Origin of the sequence: Streptomyces sp. NPDC058008 (assembly GCF_042886395.1) — a bacterium.
Lineage (GTDB): Bacteria > Actinomycetota > Actinomycetes > Streptomycetales > Streptomycetaceae > Streptomyces.
On the sequence record NZ_JBHVQX010000021.1, the window covers coordinates 104,388 to 117,808 of the forward strand.

General features: G+C 73.6%; 6 protein-coding genes and 1 pseudogene. 2 read left to right on the plus strand and 5 right to left on the minus strand.

All coding sequences use genetic code 11. The features are described 5' to 3' along the window. Window positions 1–48 precede the first annotated feature (48 nt). Window positions 49–420, plus strand: a pseudogene (locus ACFVS9_RS22110) (TetR-like C-terminal domain-containing protein); the annotation flags it as partial. Here ACFVS9_RS22110 and mfd read toward each other — a convergent pair. The 3 genes from mfd to ACFVS9_RS22125 form a co-directional block, all read right to left on the minus strand. Beyond that, window positions 398–3,928: a transcription-repair coupling factor gene (gene mfd / locus ACFVS9_RS22115; RefSeq protein WP_383117715.1), complete on the minus strand. Its 3,531-nt coding sequence runs from the start codon at window positions 3,926–3,928 to the stop codon at window positions 398–400. The pseudogene ACFVS9_RS22110 and the gene mfd sit on opposite strands and share 23 nt — an antisense overlap. Window positions 3,929–4,550: 622 nt before the next feature. Then, window positions 4,551–7,130, minus strand: a complete 2,580-nt coding sequence (locus ACFVS9_RS22120) for an ABC transporter permease (protein ID WP_389934709.1) — start codon at window positions 7,128–7,130, stop codon at window positions 4,551–4,553. Continuing rightward, window positions 7,127–7,915 carry an ABC transporter ATP-binding protein gene (locus tag ACFVS9_RS22125; protein ID WP_389934712.1) on the minus strand — a complete coding sequence of 263 codons (789 nt, stop codon included), beginning with the start codon at window positions 7,913–7,915 and terminating at the stop codon, window positions 7,127–7,129. The genes ACFVS9_RS22120 and ACFVS9_RS22125 overlap by 4 nt, the downstream gene beginning before the upstream one ends. A gap of 338 nt (window positions 7,916–8,253) precedes the next feature. Between ACFVS9_RS22125 and ACFVS9_RS22130 the strand changes: the two genes are divergently transcribed. Next, entirely contained in the window at window positions 8,254–9,867 is a 1,614-nt protein-coding gene (locus ACFVS9_RS22130) for an MFS transporter (RefSeq protein WP_383117712.1), read from the plus strand. A 21-nt stretch (window positions 9,868–9,888) separates the two neighbouring features. On the opposite strand, the gene ACFVS9_RS22135 is transcribed toward ACFVS9_RS22130, so the two are convergent. Then, window positions 9,889–10,785 (minus strand): cellulose-binding protein, encoded by an 897-nt coding sequence (locus ACFVS9_RS22135; protein WP_383117711.1) that lies wholly within the window; start codon window positions 10,783–10,785, stop codon window positions 9,889–9,891. A gap of 204 nt (window positions 10,786–10,989) precedes the next feature. After that, entirely contained in the window at window positions 10,990–13,419 is a 2,430-nt protein-coding gene (locus tag ACFVS9_RS22140; protein WP_389934715.1) for an SUKH-4 family immunity protein, read from the minus strand. Window positions 13,420–13,421 lie beyond the last annotated feature (2 nt).

The following is a 13,421-nucleotide window of genomic DNA, read 5'->3' on the forward strand; positions in this document are numbered from 1 at the left end:
AGGGCCGCCCGCCCTCGGACCAGGGCGGCCCCTCCGCCTCTCGGACGGGCCGACGCCCCGGACCTACGGGAGCGCGGCGTCGCCTACGTACGGTTCGCGGCGGGGCACCCCGCGCACTTCCAGGTGATGTTCCGCCCCGAACTGCACCGGAGCGACGACCGGGAGCCGGCCGCGGCGAAGGCCCGCGCCACCGACGCGCTGCGCGCCGGGGTCTCCGGCCTGCCGGGGAACGCCCGGGGCGGCGACGACCGGCCGGCGGGAGTCGCCGCCTGGTCCCTCGCCCACGGCTTCGCCACCCTGCTGCTCAGCGGCAACCTGACGGCACCCGTGGGCGACAGCGCCCCCGAGGACGTCTTCCGGGACCTCGCCGGACTCCTGTTCCTCCGGACGCCTGGCGTCACGACCCCAGGATCGTCGTGAGGAACTCCCCTGTCCACGAGAGGAGTTCGCGGCCCACCACCGGCTTCCCGCCGATCCGGCCGGCCGTCGGCCTCGGCACCAGGATCTGGTGGGCGGCCTGCTTGATGACCGTCTTCGGGTGCAGCCGCTTCAGCCGCAGCTCCTGCGACTCCCTCAGCTCCACCGGCGCGAAGCGGATGTTCGGCCCCTGGAGCACGATCTCGCCCACCCCGCAGGCCCGCGCCAGCATCCGCAGGCCCGCCACCAGAAGGAGGTTCTCCACCGGCTCCGGCAGCTTGCCGTAGCGGTCGGTGAGCTCCTCGCGCACCGCCCTGATGTCCTCCTCCGAATTCGCGGAGGCGATGGCCCGGTACGCCTGGAGGCGCAGCCGCTCGCCCGGGGCGTAGTCGTGCGGGACGTGCGCGTCGACCGGGAGCTCGATCTTGACCTCCAGCGGCGGCTCCTCCTCGACCCCGCCGTCCACCGCGGCCCGGTAGTCCGCCACCGCCTCGCCGACCATCCGGATGTACAGGTCGAAGCCGACGCCCGCGATGTGGCCGGACTGCTCACCGCCGAGCAGGTTGCCCGCGCCGCGGATCTCCAGGTCCTTCATCGCCACGTACATGCCCGCACCCATCTCGGTGTGCTGGGCGATCGTCGCCAGACGCTCGTGCGCGGTCTCCGTCAGCGGCTTCTCCGGCGGATACAGGAAGTAGGAGTAGCCACGGTCCCGGCCACGCCCGACGCGGCCGCGCAACTGGTGCAGCTGGGAGAGGCCGAAGTTGTCACCGCGCTCCACGATCAGCGTGTTGGCGTTGGAGATGTCGATGCCGGACTCGACGATCGTCGTGGAGACCAGCACGTCGAACCTCTTCTCCCAGAAGTCGACGACGACCTGCTCCAGCTGGCTCTCCCCCATCTGCCCGTGCGCCGTCGCGATCCGCGCCTCGGGCACGATCTCCCGCAGCCGCGCCGCGGCCCGGTCGATGGACTCGACCCGGTTGTGGATGTAGAACACCTGGCCCTCACGCAGGAGTTCACGCCGGACGGCCGCGCCGATCTGCTTCTCCTCGTACGGCCCGACGAAGGTGAGGACCGGATGCCGCTCCTCGGGGGGCGTCGTGATCGTCGACATCTCGCGGATGCCCGTGACGGCCATCTCGAGCGTACGGGGGATGGGGGTCGCCGACATCGTCAGCACGTCCACGTTGGCCCGGAGCTTCTTCAGCTGCTCCTTGTGCTCGACGCCGAAGCGCTGTTCCTCGTCGACGATGACCAGGCCCAGGTCCTTGAACTTCGTCTCCGACGAGAACAGCCGGTGCGTGCCGATGACGAGGTCGACGGACCCGTCCTTCAGCCCCTCCAGCGTCGCCTTCGACTCGGTGTCCGACTGGAAGCGGCTCAGCGCCCGCACGTTCACGGGGAACTGGGCGTACCGCTCGGTGAACGTGCCGAAGTGCTGCTGGACCAGCAGGGTCGTCGGCACCAGCACCGCGACCTGCTTGCCGTCCTGGACCGCCTTGAAGGCCGCGCGCACCGCGATCTCCGTCTTGCCGTAACCGACGTCGCCGCAGATCAGCCGGTCCATCGGGACGGACTTCTCCATGTCCTCCTTGACCTCGGCGATCGTCGACAGCTGGTCGGGCGTCTCCGCGTACGGGAAGGCGTCCTCCAGCTCCCGCTGCCACGGGGTGTCCGGGCCGAAGGCGTGACCCGGGGCGGCCATCCGCGCCGAGTACAGCTTGATGAGGTCCGCGGCGATCTCCTTGACCGCCTTCTTGGCCCGCTGCTTCGTCTTCGTCCAGTCGGCACCGCCGAGCCGGTGCAGGGTCGGGGCCTCGCCGCCGACGTACTTGGTGACCTGCTCCAGCTGGTCGGTGGGGATGTAGAGGCGGTCCCCGGGCTGGCCGCGCTTGGCGGGGGCGTACTCGACGAGGAGGTACTCGCGGGTCGCGCCCTGCACCGTGCGCTGGACCATCTCGATGTAGCGGCCGACACCGTGCTGCTCGTGGACGATGTAGTCGCCCGCCTGGAGGGTCAGCGGGTCGATGGTCTTGCGGCGCCTGGCGGGCATCCGCCCCAGGTCCTTGCTGGCCGTGCGCTGCCCCGTCAGGTCCGTCTCGGTCAGCACCGCCAGCTTCAGCGCGGGATCGACGAAGCCGTGGTCGATGGCTCCGCACGAGACGTGGACGAGCGAGGGCGCGAGGTCGGCCAGGTCGGGGTCGAGCCTGGCCGCGATGCCCTCGCCGCCGAGCACCTCGACCGTGCGGGAGGCGGGGCCCTGCCCCTCGGTGACGTACACGGTGCGCCACCCCTCGGCCAGCCACCCCTTGGTGTCGGCGAGCGCGCGGGCGGTGTCGCCCCGGTACGCCTCGGGGGCGTGCATCCCGAGCTTCAGGGTGTCCCCGTCCAGGTCCTCACCGGCGGCGAACGGGGAGGTCGACCACCACATCATGCCCAGCTCGCGGGCCCGGTCCCGGACGTCGGCGATGCCCCGCAGGGAGGCCGCGCCGACGTCGATCGGGGCCTCGCCGCCGCCGGCGGTGGCCGCCCAGGACGCCTGGAGGAACTCCTGGCTGGTCGCGACGAGGTCCGCGGCCCGGGTCCGCACCCGCTCCGGGTCGCAGACCAGCGCCATCGAACCGGCGGGCAGGACGTCGAGCAGCAGCTCCATCTCGTCGACGAGGACCGGGGCCAGGGACTCCATGCCCTCGACGGCGATCCCCTCGGCGATCTTCCCGAGCAGCTCGCCCAGCTCCGGGTGCGACAGGGCGAGTGCGGCGGCGCGGGCGCGTACGTCCTCGGTGAGCAGCAGCTCACGGCAGGGCGGGGCCCACAGCCCGTGCTCGGCGACCTCCAGGGACCGCTGGTCGGCGATCTTGAAGTACCGGATCTCCTCGACGTCGTCGCCCCAGAACTCCACCCGCAGCGGGTGTTCCTCGGTCGGCGGGAAGACGTCCAGGATGCCGCCGCGCACCGCGAACTCGCCGCGCTTCTCGACCAGCTCGACACGGGCGTACGCCGCTGCGGCGAGCGCCTCCACGACCTCTCCCAGATCGGCGCTCTGCCCACTGCTCAGCGCCACCGGCTCCAGATCGCCGAGCCCCTTGACCTGCGGCTGGAGCACGGAACGGACCGGCGCGACGACGACGCCGACCGGGCCCGTCTCCGGGTCGTCCTGCCGGGGGTGCGCGAGCCTGCGCAGCACGGCGAGGCGGCGGCCCACGGTGTCGGAGCGGGGCGAGAGCCGCTCGTGGGGCAGGGTCTCCCAGGAGGGGAACTCCGCCACGGTGTCGGCCGGCAGCAGGGTCCGCAGCGCGGCCGCCAGGTCCTCGGCCTCCCGGCCGGTCGCCGTGACGGCGAGCACCGTACGCCCCGTCTCACGGGCCAGCGCGGCCACGGCGAAGGGGCGGGCGGCGGGCGGACCGACCAGGTCGACATGGGCCCTGTGGCCGTCGGCGGCGGCCTTCACCGCTTCGGAGAGCGCCGGGTCGGTGACGACGGCATCCAGCAGACCGTGCAGGCTCATGAAGACATTCCGTCCGGTGTGGCGAGTGAGCAACGCGAAGGGCCCGACACGTGGGACGGGCCGGGGTGTCCAGCGTACGACGCCGGTGTGTCACTCGCGCGGGGGAACGCCGTTGTCCGCACGGCGGCGGGGACGGCCCCCGGCCGGCCCACGCCCCGTGCGGTACGCCGCGGAGGGCGCTCCGGCGCCACCGCGTGCGCGGGCCCCGGACGTACACGCTCCCGGATCCGGGCGACGGGCCGGGACCCCGTCGGCGGGGAGACCGCGGGCGGCCGGGCGAGACCCCGTCGGCGGGGACCGCCGTCCACCCCGGCGCGGAGGCCTCCGCGGGCGATCACCGTGCGGGACCCGTTCCCTTTCCTCCGGCTGAAAGGCTCCGTGGCGGCGGACCGGCCCGCGATCACCACGGGGCACGGGGCGGGCCGCGTCCCCGCTCCACCGTGCCCCCTCCGTCCGCGTCCTCGCCGCGCCGGGCCCCGGCCGGAGGCCGGACGGCCGTCGCCCGTGGGGCATCGGCAGGGCGTACCGGGCACGCCCGCCCGGACCGTGTCCGGACGCGGGGCGGCCCGGGGCGCCCGGAGGAACGCCCCGGGCCGGCCCGGTCATCCCGCGTCCGGCACCGTCACCCGTCCGTGGCGATCGCGCTCAGGACGTTCATCCGGCCGGCCCGGAAGGCCGGGACCAGGGCGGCGAACAGTCCGACGAAGGCCGAGGCGACGAACACCGTGAGGATCGTCGGCCAGGGGATCTCCAGGACCCCGAGCCCCTCCAGGGCCAGCAGTCTCTGGGCCGAGGTCCCCCAGCCCATGCCCAGACCGAGCCCGAGCAGCGCGCCGAACAGGGCGATCACCACCGACTCCAGCCTGATCATGCGCCGCAGCTGGCGCCGGGAGAGGCCGATCGCCCGCATCAGGCCGATCTCGCGGGTCCGCTCGACCACCGACAGCGCGAGGGTGTTCACCACGCCGAGCACCGCGACGACGATCGCGAGGGCGAGCAGCCCGTAGACGATGTTGAGCAGCTGGTTGACCTGGTCCTTCAGGTCCTGCTTGAAGTCGGCCCGGTTCTGCACCGTGTACTGCGGGTAGGCGGCCAGGGCGCTCTTGAGGGCGGCGTACGCCTCCTTCTCCTTGCCGTCCCGTGCCGTGGCGAACATGATCATGTTCGCGGGCATCCTGTCGGCGGCGACGTAACGCTCGGCGGTCGTGACGTTCATGTACATCGCGCCCTGGTCGACCGTCGTGTCGTCGGAGGTGATCGCGGCGACCTCGAGCTTCGCGGTCCCGCCGGCCCTGAACGCGACGGTGATCTCGTCCCCGACGCCGATCCCGTGCCGGGCGGCGTAGTCGGAGCCGACCGACATGGAGTCCGGACCGTACGCCGCCGCCAGGTCACCGGCCACGGTCTCGCGCCGCAGGTCCTGCGGGAACGTCGGGTCGGCGGCGGTGACCTCCTCGTCGACGGTCGAACCGTCGGGGTTGGTGAGCTTCGCGGGCAGGACCTTGTAGTCGGTGACCCGCGCGATGCCCGGCACCTTCACGACGGCTTCGGCGGCCTGCGGCACGATCAGCTGGCCCGTGCCCGACTGGACGACGAAGTCCGTGCCGACCGACTTGTCCAGCTCGTCGGTGGCCGAGGCGACCATGGAGGAGCCGACGACCGAGAGGCAGGCCACCAGCGCCAGGCCGATCATCAGGGCGGCGCCCGTCGCTCCCGTACGCCGCGGGTTGCGCAGCGCGTTGCGCTCCGCCAGCCGTCCGACCGGGCCGAACAGCCGCAGGACGGCGAGGCCGAGCACCCGCACGACCGCGCCGGCGAGCAGCGGGCCGATCACGATGAACCCGACGAGGGTGAGGACCACGCCCAGACCGAGGTAGAGGGAGCCCTCGCTCGCCTCGTCCGCCCGCGTCGTCGCCCACAGACCCGCCGCCCCGGCCCCGGTGAGGACCAGGCCGATCACGGCGCGGATCCAGCCCGACCTCGCGTCCGCCGGGGTCCCGGCGTCCCGCAGGGCCGCCATCGGGGAGACCTTGCCCGCCCGGCGGGCCGGGACGTACGCGGCGAGGACGGTGACGACGATGCCGAGCGCCAGCCCGGTCACGGGCGTCGTCCAGGCGATGGTGAGGTCCCTGGTGGACAGCTCCATGCCGACGGCGCCCATGAGCTTCATCAGCCCGACGGCCAGCCCGATGCCGGCGGCGACGCCCAGGACCGATCCGACGACACCCAGCAGCACCGCCTCGACGAGCACGGACCGGTTGACCTGCTTGCGGCTGGAGCCGATGGCCCGCATCAGGCCGATCTCGCGGGTCCGCTGCGCGACGAGCATCGAGAACGTGTTGACGATCAGGAAGATGCCGACGAGGAACGCGATCCCGGCGAAGCCGAGCATCGCGTACTTCATGACGTCCAGGAAGGAGCCCATGGAGTCCTTGCCGGCGTCGGCGGCCTCCTGCTGGGTCCGCAGCTCGTACACGGCCGGGCCGCCCAGGGCCGCGGCCACGTTCTTCTTCAGCTCGGTGTCGCTCACTCCGGGTTCGGCGGTCACCTGGATGTGGGTGAAGACGTCGGGGGCGCCCAGCAGCTTCTGCTGCGCGGTGGCGGTGTCGAGGTAGACGACGGCGGCGCCGGGATTGGTCACGGTGAAGGCGGCGATGCCGCTGATCCTCGCCCTGATGTCCCCGGTGACGGAGATGGTGCGCACCTCGTCGCCGGGCTCCAGGTGGTGCTTCTCCGCGGTGTCGGCGTCGATCATGGCCTCGGTCGGGCCGCGCGGGGCGTGGCCGGCGGTGATCTCCATGGACCGCAGGTCGTTGTCGGTCCAGTTGCCGGCGATCGTCGGGGCACCCGTGTCGGAGCCGAGGTTCCTGTCGCGGCTGTCGACGAGGGTGACGGCCATGCTGCTGACCGCGCCCTCGGCCTTGCGTACGCCGTCCGCACCGGCGACCCGGGCCACCAGGGACGCGGGGAGCGCCTCGGGCTTGCCGTCGCCGGGGCCGTCGTCGCCCTTCGGCCTCTTCGGGCTGACCGTGACGTCGGCCGAGGTCGCCGCGAAGAGCTTGTCGAAGGTGGTGTTCATCGTGTCGGTGAAGACGAGCGTGCCGCACACGAACGCCACCGACAGCAGGACGGCGACGGCGGAGAGCGCCATCCGCCCCTTGTGCGCGAGGAAGTTGCGCATCGAGGTCTTCCAGACGGTCATGACGTCCGCCCGCGTGCGTCGAAGTCCTTCATCCGGTCCAGGACCTGCTCGGCCGTCGGGTTGCTCATCTCGTCGACGAGGGAGCCGTCCGCGAGGTAGAGGACCCGGTCCGCGTAGGAGGCGGCCACCGGGTCGTGCGTGACCATGACGATCGTCTGGCCGAGCTCGTCGACCGATCTGCGCAGGAAGGACAGCACCTCGGCGCCGGCCCGGGAGTCCAGGTTCCCCGTGGGCTCGTCACCGAAGATGATCTCCGGGCGGGCTGCGAGCGCCCTGGCCACCGCGACGCGCTGCTGCTGGCCGCCGGAGAGCTGGGTGGGCCGGTGCTTGAGCCGCTCGGCGAGGCCGACGGTCTCCACGACCTGCCGCAGCCAGGCGTCGTCGGGCCTGCGGCCCGCGATGTCCATCGGCAGCGTGATGTTCTCGATCGCGTTGAGCGTCGGGAGCAGGTTGAACGCCTGGAAGATGAAACCGATCCGGTCCCGGCGCAGCTGGGTGAGCTTCTTGTCCTTGAGGCCGGTGATCTCGGTGTCGGCCAGGTGGATCTGACCGGAGGTCACCGTGTCCAGTCCGGCGAGGCAGTGCATCAGGGTCGACTTGCCGGACCCGGACGGGCCCATGATCGCGGTGAACTGCCCCCGGGCGATGTCCACGTCGACGTGGTCGAGCGCCACGACCCGGGTCTCGCCCGCCCCGTACGCCTTCACGACCTGCCGTGCTCGCGCGGCGACGGCCGTACGCCCTCCAGTGTCCCCGTGCCTGGGAATGGTCACAGCCGATGTCACGGTATGTCTCCTATGCCGGTTGATGCGCGGACGTCTCTGGGTACGTGCCGAGTCTCTGGTGCGAGAGGGGTCGGGCGCGCTGGTGCCCGGCGCAGTCTTCATGTGGGGTTTTCCCCACCCCTCCCCCTGCGGCGGGCCACATCAGCGCTGTAGGAACACGGTAAGGAGGGCCGCACCCCGCCCTCGTCCTCCGGCGGGAGGAACGGCCCCCGGGCGCAACTCCGTAGCTCCCCCTAGGGGTCCGGGCATCGGGGCCGGGATCCGTGTAGGGGTCTCACCCCTCGGCCCGTGACTCCCGCGGAGCCACGGGCGGTGAGACAGTGACCCCCAGGAAATAGATGCATAGGGAAGGGACCCCTGTGGGCGGCACGGACGGCACCGGCGGCACGGACAGCCAGGAAGCGGTACCCGGGGCGGCCGTCCCGGACGGCGCACCGGACACCGGCCGCAGCCGCCGCCCGGTCGCCGCGGCCCTCATGCTCGGCATGGGGCTCGCCGCCATCGACGGCACCATCGTGGCGACCGCCGTCCCGCAGATCGTCGGCGACCTCGGCGGCTTCTCGGTCTTCTCCTGGCTCTTCTCCGGCTACCTGCTCGCCGTCACCGTCACCCTGCCCGTGTACGGGAAGCTCTCCGACACCTTCGGCCGCAAGCCCGTCCTGATCGCCGGCATCATCGTCTTCCTGGCCGGCTCCCTGCTCTGCGCCGCCGCCTGGAACATGGCCGCCCTCATCGCCTTCCGGGTCGTCCAGGGCCTCGGCGGCGGCGCCCTCCAGGGCACGGTGCAGACCATAGCCGCCGACCTCTACCCGCTCAGGGAGCGCCCGAAGATCCAGGCGAAGCTGTCCACCGTGTGGGCCACCTCGGCCGTCGCGGGACCCGCCGCCGGGGGACTCCTCGCCGCGTACGCCGACTGGCGCTGGATCTTCCTCATCAACCTGCCGGTCGGCGCCCTCGCCCTCTGGCTGGTGGTCCGTCACCTCCACGAACCCGCCCGGCCCCGCCCCGCGACCCGCCCCCGCATCGACTGGGCGGGCGCGCTCGGCGTCTTCGCCACCGGCGCGCTGCTGCTCACCGCGCTCGTCCAGGGGGGCGTCGCCTGGCCCTGGTTCTCCGCCCCCTCCCTCGGACTGCTGGCGGCCGCCGCCGCACTGGCCGCCCTCACCGTCGTCATCGAGCGCCGCGCCGCCGAACCCGTGATCCCCGGCTGGGTCTGGCGGCGCCGCACCATCGCCTCGGTCAACCTCGCGCTGGGCGCCATGGGGCTGCTCATGGTCGCGCCGACCGTCTTCCTGCCGACCTACGCGCAGTCCGTCCTCGGACTCGGCCCGATCGCCGCCGGGTTCGTGCTGTCCGTGATGACCCTGAGCTGGCCGGTCTCCGCCGCCCTCTCCGACCGCGTCTACAACCGCATCGGCTTCCGCCGCACCGCCATCACCGGCATGACCGGGGCCCTGCTGGTCCTGCTCTGCTTCCCCCTGCTGCCCTACCCCGGCGCCGCCTGGCAGCCCGCCCTGCTCATGCTGCTGCTCGGCGCGACGCTCGGCCTCTTCCAGCTCCCGCTGATCGTCGGGGTCCAGTCGACGGTCGGCTGGACCGAGCGGGGGACGACGACGGCGTCCGTGCTCTTCTGCCGCCAGGTCGGCCAGAGCCTGGGCGCCGCGCTCTTCGGGGCCGTCGCCAACGGCGTACTCGCCTCCCGGCTGGCCGACGCCCCCGTCCCCGGACTGCCCGGCGACCTGGACGCGGTCTCGCGCGCCCTGGAGGACCCGGGGAGCCTGTCCGCCGCGGCGACCGACTACCTGCGCAGGGCCGTCGACACGGCCGTCGACCACGTGTTCACCGGAGCCGCGGTCGCCGCCGCACTCGCCCTGCTGGTACTCGTCGTCCTGGCCCCGCGCCGCTTCCCCGTCCTGGACGAACACGACAGCCCCGCCCCGAAGGGCGGCTGACCCGCCGCCCGGGGGCCGGGACTACTCGACCGGGCCCCCCACCGCGCGCCCCGTCAGGGCCGCGAGCGAACTGCGTACGTGCGCCATGTGCGCCTGCACCTCCTCGCGGCTCTCCTCGTGCTCCCGCAGGACCCGCTCCGTCTCCCGGACCACGCGCTCCTGTGCCACTCCGGCCGCCGACAGCAGCTCGGCCGCCCGCGCCTCCGCGTCCTCCTGGCCGTGCCGGGCCGCCTCCTCCGTCTCCGCGAGCTCCCGTCGCGCCCGGGCGAGCAACGCCTCACCCCGGGAGGCCAGTTCGGCCTCACGCTCCGCCGTGGCGGCCTCCGCCGCCGCCATCTCCGCATCGGCCGCCTTGCCCCGCTCGGCATGCTCCTGCTCCTGGTGCGTCAGCACACCCGCCGTGCGCCGACGCGTCGCGGCCATCTCGGACTCCGCCGCACCGCGCAGCTCACCGGCGTCCTGCCGGGCCGCCTCCACCAGCGCGCCGGCCGCCTCCCGCGCCCGCGCCAGCGACTCCTCCGCACGGGCGTCCGCCGCGCCCCGCACGCCGCCCGCGGCCTGACGCGCCGCCTCACGGACCTCCCGGCCCGCCGCGTCCGCCGCGTCCCGCAGCGCCTGCGCCTCCTCCAGTGCCGCGCCCCGCGCCGCCTCGCCCTCGGCCTCCGCCAGCGCGAGGATCTGCTGGGCCCGCTCCCCCAGCGACACGAACGTCTGCGGCGCCAGCGAGGCCACCACCTCACCCAGCCGCGCCGCCTCCGCCGCCAGTTCCTCCGCCAGCCCGGTCAGCCGCGAGAGCCGCTCCAGAGCCCCGTCCCGCTCCGCCGAGAGCGAGGCGATCACGCGGTCCACCTGCTCAGGGCGGTAACCACGCCCCCGTACGCCGACAAAACCGTGCGCGGACACCGGTCCACCACTCATCCCTGAGCCCTCTTTCCCGCTCGCCGACTCCCCGACCATGAAGCAATACGTCAAGGATGCGGTAATTGGCACGGAAGTCTGAATCGATCAACAGCATTCAGGACCGAAGCGACCCGCATCACAGAACCCTGCACAAAAGGCGTCCGCCCTCACCACAGGACGAACGCCTCTCGCGCACAATTGATCAGACCCGATCGGGCCGGATCACAGCAGCCCGTCCCACATCTGCTCCAGCAGCACCGACCACCAGCTCTCCGGCGACGCCAGCGCCGCCGGATCCAGAGCCACCAGCTGCGCCTGGAAGTCCACCGTCCAGCGGCCCGCCTGCTCCGGATTCAACCCGTACCGCAGCCGCCACATCCGGCCCAGCAACGCCATCGACCGGACGAACTCGGGCAGCCCCGTGTTCACGAACTGCGGCGGCACCGACCCGCCGTCCGGACCCGCCTCCACCGGAACGGCCACGATGTTCGCCGTTCCGTACTGCACACAGATCGCCCGGCCGAAGTCCGAACCCATCACCAGGTACGACCCCGCGTCCGACGCCGGCCGCACCCCGCGCTGCCCCGCCAGCTCCGCCAGCGTCGGCACCACCGGATGCCCCGGCTGCGCCCAGAAGAACGGCCCGAAATCGGCCGGCAGACCGGCCCACACCAGCGTCCGCGCCACCACGTCCGGCACGCCCTGACGGGACACCGCCCGCTGGTCGAACCGCAGCACACCGGGGCCGAACGCCCCGTGCAGCTCCTCCGCCAGCGCCTCCGGAGGCACCGCCGCCGCCTGCGGCACCTGGGGCAACGGCGCCCGCACCGGCGCCGGCCGCGCCGGGCCGTCCGCCACCTGGTGCAACTCGCCCTGGTGCGTGAGCAGATGCCGCATCCCCTGCTGCCTGCTCGCGTGGTCCGTACCGTACGGCGCCACACTCGTGATCCGGACCTGCGGCCAGGTCTCCCGGATCATCCGCGCGCAGTAACCACCGGGAAGCTCGCACGACTCCAGCTCCGTGTGCAGCTCGATGACCTGCTGCGGCGGCACGTTCATCGCCCGCAGCTCGTGCAGCATCTGCCACTCCGGATGCCCGGTACCCGGCGCCGAACGCCGGATCAGCTGCTGCTCACTGCCGTCGGGCGCACGGAAGCGCAGCACGGCCTGGTACCCCGGCCCGACCGTCGGCTGCCCGGCCGGCTGCTGCGGATAGCCGTACGCCCCCGGGGGCGGCGGCGTGTGCGGACCCTGGCCGGGACCCGGCGCGCCGGGAGTCCCCGGCGGACCGGGCGGCTGCGGCACACCCGGACCCGCCAGCATCGTCGCGGCATGGTGCACCCCGCCGCCCGGAGGCGGCGTCGCACCCGGAGGAGGACCGGGAGGACCGGGAGGAGCCGGAGGACCGGGAGGCGACGCGGGACCGGGAGGCGGCGGCACCGCACCCGGAGCACCCGGAGGGCCCGGAGGCCCGGGCGGACCCGGAGGACGCGGCGCGTTCGGACCACCGATGCTCGCGTCGGCGAACATCGTCGGGGCGTGATGCACCCCTCCGCCCGGAGGCGGCGTGGAACCGGGCGGAGCGGGCGGAGGCGGCGGCTGCGCACCCGGAGCCGGAGGACCGGACTGCGAGACGAGCTGCGTCGGCACGTACCCGCCCGCCGACGCACCCGGCCCCGGAGGCGGCGGAGCCGCCCCAGGACGCACCCCCGGCGTACCGGGCGCCCCCGGCGGCGGCGGAGTCGTCGCACCCGAACCCCGCGCACCCCGTGGCGGCACGACCGCCTTGCTCGTGGCCGCGTCCGCGATGTCCCCCGCCCCGGCACCCGGAGCACCCGGGGCGGCGGGAGCGGGCGGACCCGGCGGCGCAGCCTGCGGATCGAGCCCAGGAACGACCGCCGTCGGCGGCAGATGGCTGCCACCCGACATCAGGGCCGTCGGCGCCTCCGCCGGAACGACCGGCGGCGGAGCACCGTCGTCGTCCGAACCCGAGAGCGGCGGCGCGAACACCGTCGCGGGCAGCGGCACCGCGCCCTCGTCCGCGCCCCCGTTGGTGTCCGTACCCGCCCAGGGAGTCCCCCCGGCCGGCACCCCGTCGTTCGCCGTCGGCTCGTGATCCCCCTGCCCGCCGGCGGCAGGCCACAACGCCCCCGAACCGGCGGGCGCGGGCGCGGGACCCGCAGGAGGGGCGGGCGGCGACGGGCGCTCCGGCACCGGAGCGGAGGAGGACCGCTCCGCGGGGCCCGCGGAAGCCCCCTCGGACTCCGCACGCCCGTCCGGAATCCCCAGCTTGTCCGCCGCCTCCTGGAGCCACTCCGGCGGAGTCAGCAGGAACGACGTCTGGTTCAGGTCGATACGCTGCGGCGGCTCCGGAGCCGGCCGCGCGTCCACCGGCGCCCCGTAGTGCTCCTCGTAGCGCCGTATCACCTCGCCCACCGGCAGCCCCGGCCACAACGTGGCCTCACCGCTGTCCCGGGCGATCACCAGCCGCTGACGGCCCCCGTCCGAAACAGGGCCCTCCGCCCGGTCCTCGGCCCACACCACGAAACCCAGCTCGAACTCACGGACCCGGACCTCACGGTGCTGATACGCGGGCACGTCACCGTTGACCCACTCATCCGCCCGCTCCTGCGCCTGCGCGAACGTCACCACCG

What these genes read in the sequence shown, in the direction of transcription:
- mfd (WP_383117715.1), bottom strand. Translation starts at nt 3,928, where the DNA reads ATGAGCCTGCACGGTCTGCTGGATGCCGTCGTCACCGACCCGGCGCTC.
- ACFVS9_RS22120 (WP_389934709.1), bottom strand. Translation starts at nt 7,130, where the DNA reads ATGACCGTCTGGAAGACCTCGATGCGCAACTTCCTCGCGCACAAGGGG.
- ACFVS9_RS22130 (WP_383117712.1), top strand. Translation starts at nt 8,254, where the DNA reads ATGCATAGGGAAGGGACCCCTGTGGGCGGCACGGACGGCACCGGCGGC.
- ACFVS9_RS22135 (WP_383117711.1), bottom strand. Translation starts at nt 10,785, where the DNA reads ATGAGTGGTGGACCGGTGTCCGCGCACGGTTTTGTCGGCGTACGGGGG.